This is a genomic window from Vibrio sp. 970 (assembly GCF_033339075.1).
This window is the reverse complement of sequence record NZ_JAWOTW010000007.1, coordinates 1-20,391: the sequence shown is the minus strand read 5'-3', so window position 1 is coordinate 20,391 and position 20,391 is coordinate 1. Positions and strand designations below refer to the sequence as shown.

5 protein-coding genes are annotated in these 20,391 nt (G+C 46.2%); 3 read left to right on the top strand and 2 right to left on the bottom strand.

The annotated features are described in order from the left end of the window. Positions 1-130: 130 nt before the first annotated feature. Positions 131-1,324 carry a class I SAM-dependent methyltransferase gene (locus R7Q11_RS12225; RefSeq protein ID WP_042523010.1) on the top strand — a complete coding sequence of 398 codons (1,194 nt, stop codon included), beginning with the start codon at positions 131-133 and terminating at the stop codon, positions 1,322-1,324. A gap of 53 nt (positions 1,325-1,377) precedes the next feature. On the opposite strand, the gene R7Q11_RS12220 is transcribed toward R7Q11_RS12225, so the two are convergent. Continuing rightward, complete coding sequence (locus R7Q11_RS12220) at positions 1,378-10,845, bottom strand: Calx-beta domain-containing protein (protein ID WP_225466467.1); 9,468 nt, start codon at positions 10,843-10,845, stop codon at positions 1,378-1,380. A gap of 389 nt (positions 10,846-11,234) precedes the next feature. Between R7Q11_RS12220 and R7Q11_RS12215 the strand changes: the two genes are divergently transcribed. After that, positions 11,235-12,548, top strand: coding sequence for a TolC family outer membrane protein (locus tag R7Q11_RS12215; RefSeq protein ID WP_136976587.1), 1,314 nt, complete (start codon positions 11,235-11,237; stop codon positions 12,546-12,548). 2 nt (positions 12,549-12,550) lie between these two features. Then, the gene (locus R7Q11_RS12210) at positions 12,551-13,165 is read left to right on the top strand and encodes an OmpA family protein (RefSeq protein WP_005377363.1); all 615 of its coding nucleotides are present in this window, start codon (positions 12,551-12,553) and stop codon (positions 13,163-13,165) included. Positions 13,166-13,251: 86 nt separating this feature from the next. Here R7Q11_RS12210 and R7Q11_RS12205 read toward each other — a convergent pair whose 3' ends face one another. Beyond that, positions 13,252-20,325 (bottom strand): Ig-like domain-containing protein, encoded by a 7,074-nt coding sequence (locus R7Q11_RS12205; protein ID WP_318094405.1) that lies wholly within the window; start codon positions 20,323-20,325, stop codon positions 13,252-13,254. Positions 20,326-20,391: the final 66 nt, after the last annotated feature.

Sequence of the window (20,391 nt, the reverse complement as noted above, 5' to 3'; positions counted from 1 at the left end):
AAGGGTCACTTTAGTGACCTTTTTTGTATTTAAAAGTCACTACAATGTACTGGATTGCCGAGGGATATTGCTTTTACCATTTACATCCCGGACAATACGCCCCTTTCAAAATTCAACAAGAGCTAATGAAATGACAGCTGCTATCTATTTGGTTAAAGGTCGTGAGAAATCGGTCAAGCGCAAGCACCCTTGGATCTTCTCTCGAGGCATCAACAAAGTTGAGGGCGAACCTGCTCTTGGCGAAACGGTTGATGTATTCACTCACGACGGTAAATGGCTAGCTAAGGCGGCATATTCGCCAGCTTCACAAATTCGTGCTCGTATTTGGAGTTTTGATAAAGAAGAAATCGACACCGCGTTTTTCGTTAAACGACTTAAAGACGCACAACTTCTTCGTGAAGACATTATCAAACGTGATGGCCTTACGGGTTATCGCCTTATCGCAGCAGAGTCTGACGGCTTACCTGGCGTTACGATCGACCGTTACCAAAATTTCTTTGTGTGCCAACTTCTCAGTGCTGGCGCAGAACACAATAAGCAGGCTATTGTTGACGCTCTGGTTGAGTGCTTCCCTGATTGTAATGTGTACGAGCGCTCTGACGTGGCCGTTCGTAAAAAAGAAGGTTTAAAAGAGATCACGGGCGTCTTGCACGGCGAAGAGCCACCTAAATCAGTCGTCATCGAAGAAAATGGCGTAAAGATTAGTGTAGATATCGTTGGCGGACACAAAACAGGTTTCTACCTAGATCAACGTGATAGTCGCCAGCAAGCGATGAAATATATGAAAGGCAAAGAAGTTCTTAACTGCTTCTCTTACACAGGTGGCTTCGGACTTTACGCTCTAAAAGGTGATGCAAAGCGTGTGATTAACGCTGACGTGTCGCAACCTGCTTTAGATACCGCAAAATTCAACGCAGAACTAAACGAGTTTGATATTTCGAAGAAGCGTGCCGTGTTCCTAAATGCAGACGTGTTTAAGCTACTTCGTGAGTATCGTGATCAAGGAACTCAGTTCGATGTGGTTATTATGGACCCACCGAAGTTCGCAGAGAGCAAAGCACAACTAAACGGCGCATGTCGTGGTTACAAAGACATCAACATGCTTGCAATGCAAATTCTAAAACCGGGCGGCACGCTACTGACCTACTCGTGCTCTGGCTTGATGGATCAAGTTCTGTTCCAGAAAATCATCGCTGATGCAGCCGTAGACGCTAACCGCCAAGTAAAGTTTGTGGAGCGCTTTGAACAAGCCGCTGACCACCCAACCGATACAGCATATCCAGAAGGTTTCTACTTAAAAGGTTTTGCATGTAAAGTGCTTTAGGCTACGAATAAGTAAGACAAAGCAGAAGAAAAGGGCCTACTGGCCCTTTTTCATTATGGCTCTAAGTTAACCTTAGTTAGTGCGGATAACACATCTCTCTCAAAGTCCGCATTTCCCACGATTAAATCACTAAACTCTGTCGCCCCGTTTTCTATTACGATAGTTTGAATTGAGTTTCCATCGTTATGGGTTATTTCTAGAGATAAGTCATCGCCATCAATGTTCAAGTCAATACTATTGAGAAGTTCTTCTATCGTATTGTGCCCTGCATCTTCAACGACTTCACTCAGATCTAAGGTGTCCAAATCTCTCTCAAAACCTCTAATTAGATCTGTTCCTGTATCCAAGGAGTCGTTGACCCATTTAAAGACATCTGCCTCGTTATCATTACCGATCAAGATGTCATGACTTACGTCCACTTCAGCTTCAATAATATTTGCAGAGCCATTACTTGAAGCATTTACTCCTCCGTTTTCATCAATAACGAATTGCAGGGTGTTCTCACTTTGATCACCATCGTTATCCGTCAATACATAATCGAAGTCTAACGTTTCAACTGTATCACCCACCGCACCATAAAATGCATACGCACCATCGTTTAAGTCGATTTCCAGAGTATGTTTGCTGTCGATATAGATAGTAAGCTGCATCGTTGTGTCGTCAAATGCATGCGAAATACCATCGTTATTGTCAGTTACTATTAGGTCTGTACCATCAAACGAATAAGTGACACCGTCATGTTCTATTTCGCTAATATAACCACCATCTGCCCCAATACCTGTATCTGGAGAAGTGGTATACATCAAGTTCCCCCCAACAGGTTGAATCACTGACTGCAACATAACCGGAGGTAATTGAGTTACGTCAGGAACCACAACACCATCAAGGTCTTGATTCAAAAAGCCATCATATGCTACGCGATCTAATTGCTCCGGCATAAGATTAACGCCCATACCATACGCTAGGGCTGTTATCTGATTATCAGGATCGGTTAGGTGATCAATCCAACTCTGCTCGCGAGCGTCGTTTATAAATGATGACGCAGGGTTTGGCTGACCATCTGACAAGAAGTAACTAACATTCGACGCACTGGTTAACTTACCTACATCATCCCATGACTGTTTTGCTTCATTTAGCGCGTTGTTATAGTTAGTCGCGCCACCCGCAGTTAGCGTCTCAATATACGCTTTGGCCTCCTCGACCGTCAGCCACGTCGCAGCACCTATAGCGTAAGTGGATGCTGTACTGCTATAAGTAATAATTTGAACTCGCGTTTGACCGATAGACTCATATTGATTCAATAACTGAGTTGCCGAATCTTTCATTATCTGCAAGCGATTATCCGTTCGCATAGAACCCGAGACATCCATTATGAGCTGAACGTTGGCACTTTCTTTAGTTTCTGCAACTACATCGTGAATAATAGATGCAGAATCTGGTGAGTCATCTTCCACAATAACGTTGACCGTTGTTGAGTTAGTGAGACCACGAGCATTCGAGACAAGCACAGGCACCTCAATATTTAAGGTGTCTTCTCCAGATGGGTTGGAGTGATCAATCGGACCAAGAAGCTCCGTAGATACCACTCCAGTATCATTGACTGATATTTTGATAACCTCTTCACCGTTCGCTGAACCGATAAGCATTTGGTCGTTATTTGATAACGTCCACGTTACAGAGATCCCGTTACTAGTAAGAGCTGTAGATGGTTCACTGAGCGTAACAGAATCAACGGTTTGACCCAGCGTCAATTGTTCTACATCAGTACTCGAGTCAGTTGTGTCATCAAAGCCGTTTAGAGCAGAGTCATCAGCAATGGCGTTGCTTAAGCCTTCCTCAGAAACGTTTAGTGTTACACCTTCTACAATTGGTGGGGCGTAAGGGTTGACAGAAAAGTACCCCGTTTTACTGTCACCATCATTATCAGTAATCGTGTAGTTAAAATCGATATCCCCATCGCCATAAGGTGAGGTCAGGGGCAAGTATTGGAAGAACTCCCACTTTCCAGTGCTAGGTGTAAGTTGAACTTCGAATGCAAGCTCTCCATCAGCCTCTGCAATCAGCCTATTAGAGTTTTGTGGATCGACGTATATCAACACGTCTTTACCATCTAGAGTCTCTAAACCAGCCTCACCTCCATTTAAGACTATAGAACCAGGGCCATCAGCTCCATATACAGCACCGAGGTTCCCATCCGCACTAGCAATTGGCACGCCAGAGTACGCACCTGTAAAGGTTATTGATTTAACGGTAAAGTCACTGTTGTCTTCAGTATCCGGGCCATTGCCATTACTGGTTGCCTCGAGGATGATTTTATCAAAGCCTCCCTGTTGAACATTGAAATTTGCCGCGTAATCACCACTGCTTGCGTCAGAGCTGAACGATTGCTGAGCAATTAATACACCATCTCTATAAAAAGATGCGATTCCTTTCTCAAGTTCACCACCAAACATTTTCTCAAATTCTATTTCTGCTCCGTAAGCAACTTTATTGCCTAAGTCTATGATTAACTGCTCTGATACACCCTCATTACCCGCGAATCGATAATCGACTTCGTTTTCTAATTGGAAGCCGTTGTTACCAGAACTTTTAACGCCAATCCCTTCTGATGATTGATTGATTTCAGCTGTTCCCAGCATCACAGATTCGTCAGACACAAAACCGTTTGCAGTCACAACAACGTCCCCAAATGTTCGACTGGTTGCATCTGCCTCACTTCCTGCAAAATCTATGCGCCCTGTCAGAACGTTAGGTGCACCAGTAAGCGACACGTCGACGGGTTGAACAACCACAGGCACGTATGGGCAATCATCTTCAACGGCCACATTTAAGCTTTGAGATGTTGTTGTTTGTCCATCACTTACAGAAATCTGTAAATCAAAGTTGATGATGTCTTCCACATCATTAACAGGATGATCAAGTGGCTCAAACAGAGTAATAGTATAGTCCCAAGAGCCTTGACCTGAAGCTGAAGGCTCGCTCAGCACAACAGTAGCAACAACGCTCAGGTGAGCTGTTTTCGCAGTCAGCGTTTGAGTACTGTTGTCCCACGTCCACGATATAGGCTCCCCTCCTGATGTTAGGTTGTTAGGGCCTGCCAATACCACTGAAACATTCGCCGTGTCTGGATCGGCAACTGTGAATGTTCCTGAGAAACTTGCGGAGTTAGTAGTGTCTGAAGGTGATCCTGTATTATCAGGGATACCATTAGCTAAACCTTCTTCCGAAACAACTGCATTCACAACATTTGAAATAGAAGGAGGAGCATCATTATCAATAATCGTTGCCGTACCGGTATCGCTGCCTTGCACCGCCCCAATGCCGGTCACCGTCACACTGAAATCTTCAGGGCCTTCGTACACCGCATCATCAATGGAAGCGATACGCACATCAAACTCAGTTTGCCCTGCTGGCACCGTTACTACGCCATCGTTTGGTACTGCAACCCAACCGCTTCCGGTGTTGTATTCCAAGGTACCTAAGTCACCGGCTTCGGTATCGCCGAGATTAAGACCCAGCTCCACTTGCGTTTCCGCTTCAGACGCGTTCGATAAAGTGACTTTGAAGTTCGCCGTATCCCCCTCATTGATGGTGCCAGCGTCTGAAATAGTCACATTCGGGCGGTCATCATCCGGATCAGGACCTGGACCACTGCCGTCATCCACAATCGTTGCCGTACCGGTATCGCTGCCTTGCACTGCGCCAATGCCAGTCACCGTCACACTGAAATCTTCTGGACCTTCATAAACAGCATCATCAATGGAAGCGATACGCACATCAAACTCGGTTTGCCCCGCTGGCACCGTTACTACGCCATCGTTTGGCACTGCAACCCAACCACTTCCCGTGTTGTATTCTAGGGTGCCTAAATCTCCAACTTCGGTATCGCCGAGATTAAGACCCAACTCCACTTGCGTTTCCGCTCCAGAGGCGTTCGATAAGGTGACTTTGAAGTTCGCTGTCTCACCCTCATTGATGGTGCCAGCATCTGAAATAGTCACATTCGGGCGGTCATCATCCGGATCAGGGCCTGGACCCGTGCCATCGTCCACGATCGTTGCTGTCCCCGTATCACTGCCTTGCACCGCACCAATGCCAGTCACCGTCACACTGAAATCTTCTGGACCTTCATAAACAGCATCATCAATGGAAGCAATACGCACATCAAACTCAGTTTGCCCTGCTGGCACGGTCACCACACCATCGTTTGGCACTGCAACCCAACCGGAGCCTGTGTTGTATTCTAAGGTGCCCAAATCTCCAACTTCGGTATCGCCGAGATTAAGACCCAACTCTACTTGCGTTTCCGCTTCAGACGCGTTCGATAGCGTCACTTTGAAGTTCGCCGTATCCCCCTCATTGATGGTGCCAGCATCGGTAATAGTTACGCTTGGACGGTCATCATCCGGATCAGGGCCTGGACCACTGCCGTCATCCACAATCGTCGCCGTACCTGTATCGCTGCCTTGCACTGCACCAATGCCAGTCACCGTGACACTGAAATCTTCTGGACCTTCATAAACAGCATCATCAATGGCAGCAATACGCACATCAAACTCAGTTTGCCCTGCTGGCACGGTCACCACACCATCGTTTGGCACTGCAACCCAACCGGAGCCTGTGTTGTATTCTAAGGTACCTAAGTCACCGGCTTCGGTATCGCCGAGATTAAGACCCAGTTCCACCTGCGTTTCCGCTTCAGACGCGTTCGATAAGGTGACTTTGAAGTTCGCTGTCTCACCTTCATTAATGGTGCCAGCATCTGTAATAGTCGCGCTTGGGCGGTCATCATCGGGATCAGGTCCTGGACCACTGCCGTCATCCACTATCGTTGCCGTACCGGTATCGCTGCCTTGCACTGCACCAATGCCGGTTACTGTCACGCTGAAATCTTCAGGGCCTTCATAAACAGCGTCATCAACAGAAGCGATGCGCACATCAAACTCAGTTTGCCCTGCTGGCACCGTTACCACGCCATCGTTTGGCACTGTCACCCAGCCACTTCCGGTGTTGTATTCCAAGGTACCTAAGTCACCGGCTTCGGTGTCACCCAAGTTCAGGCCTAGCTCGACTTGAACAGTGGACTCGGAGGCGTTCGACAACGTCACTTTGAAGTTCGCTGTCTCACCCTCATTGATGGTGCCAGCGTCTGAAATAGTCACATTCGGGCGGTCATCATCCGGATCAGGGCCTGGACCCGTGCCATCGTCCACGATCGTTGCTGTCCCCGTATCACTGCCTTGCACCGCACCAATGCCAGTCACCGTCACACTGAAATCTTCTGGGCCTTCGTACACCGCGTCATCAATGGAAGCAATACGCACATCAAACTCAGTTTGCCCCGCTGGCACCGTTACTACGCCATCGTTTGGCACTGCAACCCAACCGGAGCCTGTGTTGTATTCTAAGGTGCCTAAGTCACCGACTTCGGTATCGCCGAGATTAAGACCCAACTCTACTTGCGTTTCCGCTTCAGACGCGTTCGATAGCGTCACTTTGAAGTTCGCCGTATCACCCTCATTAATGGTGCCAGCATCGGTAATAGTCACGCTTGGACGGTCATCATCCGGATCGGGACCCGGACCCGTACCATCATCCACTATCGTTGCCGTACCCGTATCGCTGCCTTGCACCGCCCCAATGCCAGTCACCGTCACACTGAAATCTTCTGGGCCTTCATAAACAGCATCATCAATGGCAGCGATGCGCACATCAAACTCGGTTTGCCCTGCTGGCACCGTTACTACACCATCGTTTGGCACTGTCACCCAGCCACTTCCGGTGTTGTATTCCAAGGTACCTAAGTCACCGGCTTCGGTGTCACCCAAGTTCAGGCCTAGCTCGACTTGAACAGTGGACTCGGAGGCGTTCGACAACGTCACTTTGAAGTTCGCTGTCTCACCCTCATTGATGGTGCCAGCGTCTGAAATAGTCACATTCGGGCGGTCATCATCCGGATCAGGGCCTGGACCCGTGCCATCGTCCACGATCGTTGCTGTCCCCGTATCACTGCCTTGCACCGCACCAATGCCAGTCACCGTCACACTGAAATCTTCTGGGCCTTCATAAACGGCGTCATCAATGGCAGCGATACGCACATCAAACTCAGTTTGCCCCGCTGGCACCGTTACCACACCATCGTTTGGCACTGCAACCCAACCGGAGCCTGTGTTGTATTCTAAGGTGCCTAAGTCTCCAACTTCGGTGTCACCTAAGTTCAGGCCTAGCTCGACTTGAACTGTAGACTCGGCGGCGTTCGACAACGTCACTTTGAAGTTCGCTGTCTCACCCTCATTGATGGTGCCAGCGTCTGAAATAGTCACATTCGGGCGGTCATCATCCGGATCAGGGCCTGGACCCGTGCCATCGTCCACGATCGTTGCTGTCCCCGTATCACTGCCTTGCACCGCACCAATGCCAGTCACCGTCACACTGAAATCTTCTGGGCCTTCATAAACGGCGTCATCAATGGCAGCGATACGCACATCAAACTCAGTTTGCCCCGCTGGCACCGTTACCACACCATCGTTTGGCACTGCAACCCAACCGGAGCCTGTGTTGTATTCTAAGGTGCCTAAGTCTCCAACTTCGGTGTCACCTAAGTTCAGGCCTAGCTCGACTTGAACAGTGGACTCGGAGGCATTCGACAGCGTCACTTTGAAGTTGGCTGTCTCACCCTCATTGATGGTGCCAGCGTCTGAAATAGTCACGCTTGGACGGTCATCATCCGGATCGGGACCCGGACCCGTACCATCATCCACTATCGTTGCCGTACCCGTATCGCTGCCTTGCACCGCCCCAATGCCAGTCACCGTCACACTGAAATCTTCTGGGCCTTCATAAACAGCATCATCAATGGCAGCGATGCGCACATCAAACTCGGTTTGCCCTGCTGGCACCGTTACTACACCATCGTTTGGCACTGTCACCCAGCCACTTCCGGTGTTGTATTCCAAGGTACCTAAGTCACCGGCTTCGGTGTCACCCAAGTTCAGGCCTAGCTCGACTTGAACAGTGGACTCGGCGGCGTTCGACAACGTCACTTTGAAGTTCGCTGTCTCACCCTCATTGATGGTGCCAGCATCTGAAATAGTCACATTCGGGCGGTCATCATCCGGATCAGGGCCTGGACCCGTGCCATCGTCCACGATCGTTGCTGTCCCCGTATCACTGCCTTGCACCGCACCAATGCCAGTCACCGTCACACTGAAATCTTCTGGGCCTTCATAAACGGCGTCATCAATGGCAGCGATACGCACATCAAACTCAGTTTGCCCCGCTGGCACCGTTACCACACCATCGTTTGGCACTGCAACCCAACCGGAGCCTGTGTTGTATTCTAAGGTGCCTAAGTCACCGACTTCGGTATCGCCGAGATTAAGACCCAACTCTACTTGCGTTTCCGCTTCAGACGCGTTCGATAGCGTCACTTTGAAGTTCGCCGTATCACCCTCATTAATGGTGCCAGCATCGGTAATAGTCACGCTTGGACGGTCATCATCCGGATCAGGTCCTGGACCCGTGCCGTCATCCACTATCGTTGCCGTACCGGTATCGCTACCTTGCACCGCCCCAATGCCAGTCACCGTCACGCTGAAATCTTCTGGGCCTTCGTACACCGCGTCATCAATGGAAGCAATACGCACATCAAACTCAGTTTGCCCCGCTGGCACCGTTACTACGCCATCGTTTGGCACTGCAACCCAACCGGAGCCTGTGTTGTATTCTAAGGTGCCTAAGTCACCGACTTCGGTATCGCCGAGATTAAGACCCAACTCTACTTGCGTTTCCGCTTCAGACGCGTTCGATAGCGTCACTTTGAAGTTCGCCGTATCACCCTCATTAATGGTGCCAGCATCGGTAATAGTCACGCTTGGACGGTCATCATCCGGATCAGGTCCTGGACCCGTGCCGTCATCCACTATCGTTGCCGTACCGGTATCGCTACCTTGCACCGCCCCAATGCCAGTCACCGTGACACTGAAATCTTCAGGACCTTCATAAACGGCGTCATCAATGGAAGCGATACGCACATCAAACTCAGTTTGCCCCGCTGGCACCGTTACTACACCATCGTTTGGCACTGCAACCCAACCGGAGCCTGTGTTGTATTCTAGGGTGCCTAAATCTCCAACTTCGGTATCGCCGAGATTAAGACCCAACTCCACTTGCGTTTCCGCTTCAGAGGCGTTCGATAAGTTGACTTTGAAGTTCGCTGCCTCTCCCTCATTAATAGTACCAGCGTCTGAAATAGTCACGCTTGGACGGTCATCATCCGGATCAGGGCCCGGACCACTGCCATCATCCACTATCGTTGCCGTACCGGTATCGCTGCCTTGCACCGCCCCAATGCCAGTCACCGTCACGCTGAAATCTTCTGGGCCTTCATAAACAGCGTCATTAATGGAAGCGATACGCACATCAAACTCGGTTTGCCCCGCTGGCACCGTTACTACGCCATCGTTTGGCACTGCAACCCAACCGCTTCCCGTGTTGTATTCTAGGGTGCCCAAATCTCCAACTTCGGTATCGCCTAAGTTCAGGCCTAGCTCGACTTGAACAGTGGACTCGGAGGCATTCGACAGCGTCACTTTGAAGTTCGCTGTCTCACCCTCATTAACCGTACCTGCATCACTCATCGTTACCGCTGGGCGATCATCATCAGGATTTGAGCCAGGTCCACTACCATCATCTAAAATAGTGGCAGTCCCAGTAACAGGTGTGCTTTGTTCTTCTGTCGTGCCAGAGAGCGTAAACGTTTCTGGGCCTTCAAATACAGAGTCGTCAATAGAGTCTATAGAGACCGTAAAGTCACTTTCACCCGGTGGGATCGAAATGGTAAAGGTTCCGCTTTCACCGACTGAAACTTCTTCTGTTGTACCATCAGAAAATGTTATGAGGACACGCTCATTGACGTAGTCACTCCCGTTCTCGTCAGCTGAGCCGCCTGTTGCGGTTCCATCAAGGAGAGAAAGAATGACATCAGTGTTGTCTTCAGTTGTTTGACTTAGAGTAATATCGAATACAACTTGGTCACCTTCGTTGATAGTCGGACTAGATATTTCTTGAACTAAGATAGTCGGTGGTACAGGGCCATTAATTACTCTGAAAAGATCCAACAAAGATAGTGCTTGAGTTGTAGATAGTCCGATTCCATCAATACCGACGGTCTCAAAATTCGTACTAGCCAACAATTCAGCGCCAGTACGATCTATTGCACCAGTATTTTGGGGACTAGAACCACTTTCCTCACCTGCAGCTGGCTCAAAATCCTCACCAAGAGCAGTAGGGTCTTCTCCACTAGCGATAGCCTCGATTAGCGCAGTGACATCATCAGTAACGTTAATTGAACTACCTTGCGGTGTTACCTGTTGTACAATTAATTCTGATGTATCAGAAACTTCCTCAATAATTAATTCACCAGGCTGAGGTAGCTGACCACTTTCAAGACTTCTCAGGTTCCCATCAAGCCCTATAACCACGACATTGCTCATCAATGAACTTAACGCTACTCGATCCATGCTCTTCATCCTTGTATTAGTTTAATTAAAGGCTTGTTACTGCACTAAACACGTCTATAGTTTAGACAAAATATGAATTTTTCGTTTTATTCCAAGAGGATTTAGTTTTTTGAGAGTAATAAGGAAAATAACCGAAGAATTTGCCTTCATTTAAACCAGTTTCCGCTATGCTCTTAAGATAAAAAGGTTTTCTACGAAAAAATCGACCACTTACCAAGCAAGCTTTGCCTCGTATGCTAGAGTTTAGAGAGTAAGATTGTTGTTTTTTATTGAATTAAACATTTAAACATCAACAAGTTGATAATACGCACTAAGAAAATTCATTGTTTGTAACTTCTCGTCTCAAATATGAAACAGAATAAGAGCGACATGATTTTAGGAGAACTAACGTGAGATGGAATCGAGTACATATAGCCAGCTGTTGCTTAATAGTGTCTTCACCAGTTTTCGGTCAAACTCTAGAGCAAGCGGTTGCACAGACGCTACAAAATAACCCCGATATTAAGAGTGCATTTAACGAGTTTATGAGCCAGAAGTACATAAATGAAGCTTCATCAGGTGCTTACCTCCCCTCTGTTGATCTAGATGCTGGAATTGGATATGAAGGATTAGACCCGTCAGATGAAGTTGGTCGAGGAGACACGGATTACACTCGAAAGGAAGCTTCAGTGACACTGACCCAACTAATATGGGATGGTAGCGCTACATTAAATGATATTGATCGAACCGCAGCTGATGCTGAATCTGTTAGATTTCAACTCTTAGCAGATGCTTCAGATAAGGCACTTGAAGTGACTAAAGTGTACTTGGACGCTGTTAAAGCGTATGAAGTCCTAAAGCTTTCAGAAAACAACCTTGCTGTTCATAAAGATATTTACGATGACATTAAAAAACGAGTCAACTCGGGTATCGGCTCTACTGCTGACTTGACGCAGGTAGAAGCACGTTTGGCAAAAGCACACGGAAACTTAGCTGCTGCTCAAAATAACCTGTATGACTCTCACACGATGTTCACTCGTTTAGTCGGTCAAACACCACAAGGGTTAATCTTTCCGAGAGCGGACCAAAACTTTATCCCGTACACGGTTGATGAAGCGGTAGGCTTGGCATTTGAACTTCATCCCGTTATTCAAGTGGCGCTCGCAGACGTAGACTCGGCTAAGTTTCAATACAAACAGTCTAAAGGTGTTAATTACCCAACCATTTCAATTGAAGCTTCGCAAACATGGCGTGACGACGCTGATGGTTTAAAAGGTCGAAGTGATGAGACACTTGCCATGCTGCGTCTACGCTACAACCTATTCAATGGTGGCAGTGATGCAGCGAACTCAGAAAACTTTGCCTACCAGCTAAATAAAGCAAAAGACTTGCGTGAAGGTGCCTATCGCAATGTTGAAGAAGGGTTAAGGCTTTCTTGGAGTGCGCTTGATTTAACATTACAACAAAAAGAGTTTCTATCAGATCATGTAGACTCTGCGTCTGAAACCGTAATTGCTTACGAGAAGCAATATCGCATCGGTAAACGAACACTGCTTGATCTATTGAACACTGAAAACGAGCTCTTTGAGGCGCGTAAAGACTACTTAGATTCTAAATACGCAGAGCAGTACGCCAAATATCGAGTGATGAACGCAACTGGGCAACTGTTGAGTGCATTAAGGGTTGAAATGCCTAAAGAATGGCTAGAAGAAGTGGAGTATTAATTATGAAACACATAGCTTTTATTACACTCTCATTAATGCTCTCCGCATGCAGTTCATCAGATCGTGGTGATGAATATGATTACATAGATACCCCAATTGCCGATCAGTGGGCTGATCATATAGATGATGACTCTGACGGAGTCATTAACGAGCGAGATTTGTGCCCGGGTACACCTTTGGGTGCCGAAATAGACAACGACGGTTGCGGTTCGTACGTTGACTCCTCACAAGAAATGCAAATTCGAGTACTATTTGCGAACGATTCCGATGTGATCAACCCTATCTTTACGCAACAAATTCTTGAACTATCCGACTTTTTGAAAGAGTACCCGAACACGTCTATAGAGATTCAAGGTTATGCTAGTCGCACTGGTACTGCAGAACATAATCTTGACTTATCTAAGCGCCGCGCTGAAAACGTTAGAAAAGAGCTCATGAAGAACGGCATTAGTGGAGATAGAGTTACCATTGTCGGCTATGGAGACACAGTACTTGCGACACAAGGTACAGACCAAGTTAGTCACGCATTGAACCGTCGAGTAACCGCAACAGTGATTGGCCACAAGGGTGAAGTGAAGAAAGAATGGACCGTTTTCACAACACTTCCAAAAAGCTAGCACAACAATAAACAGACCGTAAAAATAAAAGGTCTAGCAAATTGCTAGACCTTTTTGATTTTAAATTTGACTACAGTTTAGCGCTACTACATGTCTTTGTACTGAGCTTCTAAACTCGCAATTAAGCTTTGAGTCACATCATCAACACTTGCACCGTCAAAATGGATGTCCAATGTCGAGCTCCCTTTTGTAATACTCAGGTTTGCCTCAGATCCCCCGTCTGGTGCCACTTCTACATGATACTCTCCGACATCACCAGTATGATCACCTGATTGAAGATCATTAAGAAGCTCTCCAATTTCATCTTTAGATAAGTCGTCAAACAGATCTGAGAAGTCTAGAGCGTCTTCATTTTTATTGAAGTCAGTGACAGTATCAACATCGTTAGTGACTTCACTCCACTTAAAGATGTCGGCCCCTTCTGACCCTGTTAAAGTATCACTACCTAAACCACCAATCAGAATATCATCCCCTTCACCGCCAACGAGTATGTCGTTGCCACCATGACCAAATAGTAAGTCATCACCAGCGCCGCCATATAAATTATCCGATTTATCTCCTTGGTGAGTTTGGTTGAATTCTTCCAAGTTATTTCTAACGTACTCATGTATATCTTCGCCGTCAACGGTAGACACATCCTGACCCGTTTGCTGCGCCACATGTGATTGAATCGCACTTAAGCCTTGTTCATTACCACCAAACTCAATTAAGTCACCTAACAAGATATCGTTACCTTCACCTCCTTGAATAGTGTCTGAACCTTGTTTGAGAGGTACATCTTGACCCAATATCGTTTCAGCAAGCTTAGTAACATCAATATCTGACTCTACCACACCATCAGTGTCATACTGCTTGAGTGTATGTTCATCAACGCCACTCCCAAGACCTATCGCTTCTATAGAGGACAATGCCGCTAGTACTTGATACATGTGTTGAGCTTGTGTCGAGCTATTCCCTTCATCGTAATAACGGATAGAGCCATAATATCTGTCGATATCGCCAAGGATTCTTCCTGTTAGCGGTGAATAAACCTTACCGTAACTATCTATAACGACATCACCTTTGTAGGTAACTGTTTGTCCGTATGAGTAATTGTTTTTACTCGCAATATCTTGCAGGGTAACAAGCTTGCCAGAATTATCGACGTCCAAAATCACTTTCGAGAATTCACTCGGTGCTACACCATAGAGGTATGTTGCTCTATTTGGTTGACCATCCGTAACAAAGTACGTGATATTTTGGCCATTAGGGTTAGGTTGACTGCTGAACCATTCAACGGCCGACTGTAAGCCCGCCTCATAGTTTGTGCCGCCAGAACCCTCATCATCAATTACACGATTCAACTCTTCTACAAACTCTTTTCTTGCTGTAAGAGAACTCAAGTCAACAGAAATCACCGCTGATGCACTTGAAGCAAATTCACTAAGGTGAATATTCACTGTCCCTGGCTTCTCTCCTTGATTTACCGCACTTAACAGCTCATCAAACACATCTAGCACTTCTTGCTTCGCAGTTCCTACCCAGTTACCCATGCTCCCTGAAGTGTCCAGAACAAATGCGATGTTGTAGTCCTGACCTGCAATGATCTCCAATCCTTGAACATCACCAACAATAATATCGTGATCGTCACTACCCGTTATCTGATCATTCCCATGCGATCCCGACTCCAACACATAGTCACGAGCTGTAAGCTCAACGGATTCAGTTGTTGAAGCTGCGTCATTATTTGATCCTTCAACAGACGTAGCAGTAACGCTTAGCGGGAACTCTAAGCTGCCTTCATAATCGAATGGCACTCTGATATCCAGGGAAAGCTTACCATCTGTACCAAGAGTGACAGGGTAATCTCCATTTGAATCTTGCTTAATTGCGACACCATCAACATACACGTCAACACCGTCTGGTAGATCTTGTACAAGAGCAGTCTGCGCTAAATCCTCACTTCCATCGACATCAACTAGATCAACATCCACATCGACCGAAATCCAGCGATCTTGAAGCACTTCATAAGTGCCATCAGGTTTCAAATCAACAATTTTGTCTGCAAAAACAACGCGTTCAATTTCATATAAATGATCACCTCGGTCATCACTACCTGTATGATCGTTTACCGAATCGATAGAACGACTATCTAATAAAATCCAATATGGAACTTTACCTCCATGATCGTCTTTGAAGGTCATTTTGTAGTCATCAAAGTTCCCTGTTAAGTAGACTGTATCTTTACCATCATGCAGAGTAAGACTGGTCGCGTCATCACCATAAAACGTATCATTGTTACCACCGCCAACAAATACGTCATCGCCACCGCCACCATAGAATACATCGTTGAAATCTGTCCCAACAAACAAGCTGTCGGTGTCACTTAAGTCAGTATTGACTCCCAACACAACACCAGCGTGTGTATTAATTTTAGGTACTGCATTATCCAACCCAAGGTTGGCTGCGACAGCCTCATTTTCGGTATTGGTATTATTTATTGCCGATGTAGCTAAGTGATGGTTTGGATCAATAGCATCTCGTTTAACTAAGTCGCCAACATTGATCGTGATCGTAGGTGCATCTGCGATAGCAACAACATTGATATCAAGTGTATTTGTTACGCCAGTATTTGTGGTATAGCTAATTAATGGAACGTCACCTGACCAATGCTCAGCAGGTTCAAATATGTAACTACCATCTCGGTTTACTAGTAACGTACCACTAGTCAAAGAAACACTTTCGCCTACCTCGTAATCAGCACCATCGATAGTAAGATGATCTACCATCAGAATATTGTCGCCGTCAGAGTCATTAAGCAATACATTCCCTTGTAGAGTATTGTCTTCTATGGTTTCGCCCAAATCACTTTCCGTTTCCGTAGGTAAGTTCTCATGTACTACAACATTGATCGCCAAGTTAGATTCTGCTGAATCACCATTCGAGCTTTCTGTACTCGTTGCAGTCAAATTGATAGTGAAGTCATCATGGGAGCCCGCAGGTGGAGTCACAGTAAGTGCATCTAATGCCCAACTTGTCACGTCCAGTTCTTCATCAATAGTTGCGACAGTAATAGAACTATTTCCATCTGAAAGGATCGCACCTACAGGTAAGCCAGTTAGCGTGACTTTAAGTGATTCAGAGCCATCTGTATCATTTAAGCTTGCTTTAATTTCAGAGAGCGGTATCGCTGTATCTTGTAACCCTTCGTTCAGCTGGTATGTTTCGTAAAACGCAACACCATTAACTTCTTGTAGTTCAGACGTTCTGATATCAGTTGCTTCTAGTGCACTTTCATCACTAACTACGTAAAGACTACTATTGCTCAGGTTGACAGGCGCTTGTCCATTAATGGATACATCCACATTAAAGTTACCCGGACCACTTTGGTTATGGTGATAAATTTCAATTGGATAAAAGCCAGATACCGAAGGGGTAAAGCTAGCTCCCTTAATATCACCACTGTCGCTCCCCCAACGAGCTTGATCAAGTAACGTACCACCCAACTTGATTGCAAGGCTATCATCGGCTTGACCGACAAAGTCGTAACTCGAGCCAGCTTCGAGATAAACAAGAGATGTGACTAGAACGGCCTCATTTGCCAAGGTTGCATGAGTCCCTAAATCTTCCACATTTGCCCAACTCAATCGAGTACCATCGGCTTCATTAAGAGCGTTGATCGCTGAGATTAGAGTCTCTCCATTGACCCCCATACCATCACTAGAACCAACTTGAACATTACTCCATGTCGTAACGTTAAACTCTTGTTGAGGCAATGAGTTTAATGGCGTCACTGCAATTAAGTTCGGTTTGTCAGCTACAGGGTTCACGTCTATTGTCAGTGTCGACTCTTGACCAGAGCTCTGCCCATCTGTCGGTTTAAAACCAATTTGAGCGTAACTAGATTCCTGATCTCCGACTTGATTTCCGCCGAAGCTGTCACTGCCTGATTCATTTAATTCAGGTACAAAACGAACACCGTTTTCCTCAAAAAGCGATTTATCGAGGACTTGATCGATTTGTACAGACTGCCAATCGCCTTGCGAATCTCTGTACTCTAATGAGCCATCGCTAGGAAGCGTTGTAATTTGGACGGATAGATCTGATACATCAGAGTCCACATCGCTAATACCGAATGATGACCAATCAAGCATCACTTGAGTATCTTCATTCATCTCAACCACTGAAGGCGAAGATTCAGGAGCATCATTCACATTTACCAGAGAAACATTTACCTCGGCAGTATCAATCCCGCCAGTTCCATCGATAACCTCAACCTGAAGCGTATAATCGCCCAAGTCAACATCATCGATTGTCTTGTTCAATGAAATCTCTCCACTTGTCGGGTCGATATCAAAAATACCATTAGTGCTCGAGCCATCTGCAAAACGGTATACAAGCACGTCATTATCGTGATCTTCAGCAACGACCGTGCCGATAACGGCCCCAATCACCGTGTTTTCGTTAACTGACCCGAAGTCGTAAACATCATCATTTGGTTTGTCACCAGCACAATCGCCGCCAGAAATAAACTCTGGAGCGTGCTGAGCATCTATAATAGAGACTGTTGCTTCATTCGAGTCACTTGCAAGCGTCGAATCTGCACCAACCGTATCAATTAGAGTCACGGTTAGGTTTTCAAGATCTTCGTAAATACCATCATCGAGAGTTTTTATATCAATCGGCGCCAACGTTTTACCCGCTGGAATCGTGACTGTGTACGTACTTGGAGCAATATAATCTTTGTCATCAACATTCCCTCCGATTGTGAATGTTACCAGTACATCTTCATCTGCTTTTTGGTCAATGTTGACGATAAATTTTGCATCACTACCTTCATCAACTGAGGATTGATCTGAGCTAATAGTCACTTTCGGTGCACTTTGGGCATCAACGATCACAACACTTGCGCTGTTATTTGAAGCAATGCTCGCATCAGCGCCATCAACCTCTTTAATGGTTACTGTGAAAGATTCTGCGCCCTCATAAATACCATCGGTGACCGTCAGTAAGTCAAGAGCAGCTGAAGATTGACCCGCAGGAACTTCAACACTCAGAACGCCAACAAAATCTTTTCCATCTTGGGCCACGCCACTATATTCGACATGAACCGTAACACTCTCATCTGCAACTTTATCAAGTGTCAGCGTAAAGCCTGCCGTTTCACCTTCATTTACGCTATTTTGATCGGCACTAATACTAACTAAAGGTGCAGGATCAGAATCCACAATATTTGCGTTACCAGTTGCAATACCATTACTGGTGACACTACCGATTTCCGTAACCGTAAGACCAAAGCTCTCATCACCTTCATGGACATTATCTAGTTTGGTCGGGACTGCGACTTTAATTTCAGCGACACCTGGAGGTATAGTAACGTCTCCATTAGGCGCTATATCTAATGTTTGAGTTTGACCATGAGTATCCACATAGGTCACTACCATAGTGCCTAGATCAACATCTTCCGCAGTATAGCTATCATTTGTTGTTGACTTCAGATTGACGACAACGGCCTCTTGAACAGGGTTAGAGAGTAAAACGGTAAATATTGCGTCAGTTCCTTCAATGACATCGCCGGCATCTACTACGCTAAGTTTTGTACTGTCATTATCAAGAACTGTTGCCGTCCCCGTTTCACCGCCGATCTCAAGAACGATCGTTTCGCTGCTTTCCACAACCAAGTCATCAATAGTCGGAATCGATATTTCGAAGCTACTTATACCTGCAGGAACAATCAAGTAACCACCTAAGAAAACAACACCATTTGTATAGGTTGCATTTGATAGATTTACGTCATTCTTATCAACTGAAGAACCTTGAGCAAGCATATCAACTTGGTACTTAACGGCAGTGCTAGTGGTTTCATTTAGAACAACCGAGAACGTGACATTGTCACCCTCAGTCACGCTATCACCGACCACAGACAGGCTTGGCCCATTTTCAGCAATATTACCATCTAGCATTTCATTAACGATATTGACTGTAGATGGATCGCTAACGCCATTTTCAGAGTCGACTGCCACATATCCAAAGCTGTCTTCGGCAGGTACACCTTCTACATAACGTAACTCCCAGTTCCCTTCATTTTTCGTAGAAAAATCTAACTGAGTAATGACCGAACCTTCAGGAAGAGCTAGATCTTTCCCATAACCAACGCTTGTTTCTTGGAATAGCATGAAGTTGCCTTCAGGCTTCAAAAACTCGAACGTTTGAGTCTGTTGGACATTATTTGAATCTAAGTATGTAACCGTAATAAGTGCTGCGTTGTCATCACCGTAATCAAACAATCCACCTAATCCATCTAAGCCAAGGTTTACGCTGCCCACAGGATTATTAGACAAATCGATCGTAATCGTTTCACCTTTCTCAATACCCTGCCCATCATTGTCAGCGATACCATTGCCGATGTGTGACACCTGGCGGTTGTACTGCGCAAGCTCACCGCTATCAGAAGAAATGGTGATAGAAGCTCCATTTGCTAAATGCTCAGTACGGGAGTGTGATGGACCTCCGTCCTCACTTAGCCCCCAATTATTGAAATCTGTTGTAGACTCGGAACTATTTAGTGTATCTGGGCGATCCTTGATACCTAATAAGAAACCCACATTATCAGCTTCATAGTAAAGGCTGTCTTTGTCATAAAGCGTATCGCTTACTTCTTTAATTTCGTGCAACTCACCATCACTATCTTTAAAGAACAACGTACCTGAGGTTGGCAGTTCAGTAATTCGGACATGTAGATCGTTGCCTTTTAAGTCGTCTTCAACATCCGCGATATGATCTTGAGAGTCACCGTGACCCAGAGGCTTCGTATCGGTATCAAACACAACGTGCGTAAGCTGATCATCGGCCACATGCGTAAAGTCTTCACTGTCAGGTTTGTCGTTTACTGGCGTGACATCGACGTTAACAATGGTGGATTCACTGACACCACCGGAGGTGACGATGTAGGTGAAGCTGTCTGCCCCGTGGAAGTTGTCGTTTGGCGTGTAAGTGACGCTGCCGTCCGGGTTGACCGAGACCGTGCCGTTAGCTGGACCGTTATTGCTATCGAGCGACACCACTTTGTCGTCGCCTTCGAACGTGTCGTTACCTAAAACCTTGATGATGGTTGGTGTGTCTTCCACAACCGTCGCGCGGTCAGATTCAATATCTGCCACAGGCGCCACTGTGAAGTTCACCGTTTGGCTAACGCTTTCACCGCTTGGATCGGTGGCGGTAAAGGTTAGGGTTTCTGAGCCGTTCCA

Excerpts from the sequence above, each read along its gene's own strand:
- R7Q11_RS12225 (WP_042523010.1), top strand. The coding sequence starts at position 131 with ATGACAGCTGCTATCTATTTGGTTAAAGGTCGTGAGAAATCGGTCAAG.
- R7Q11_RS12220 (WP_225466467.1), bottom strand. The coding sequence starts at position 10,845 with ATGGATCGAGTAGCGTTAAGTTCATTGATGAGCAATGTCGTGGTTATA.
- R7Q11_RS12210 (WP_005377363.1), top strand. The coding sequence starts at position 12,551 with ATGAAACACATAGCTTTTATTACACTCTCATTAATGCTCTCCGCATGC.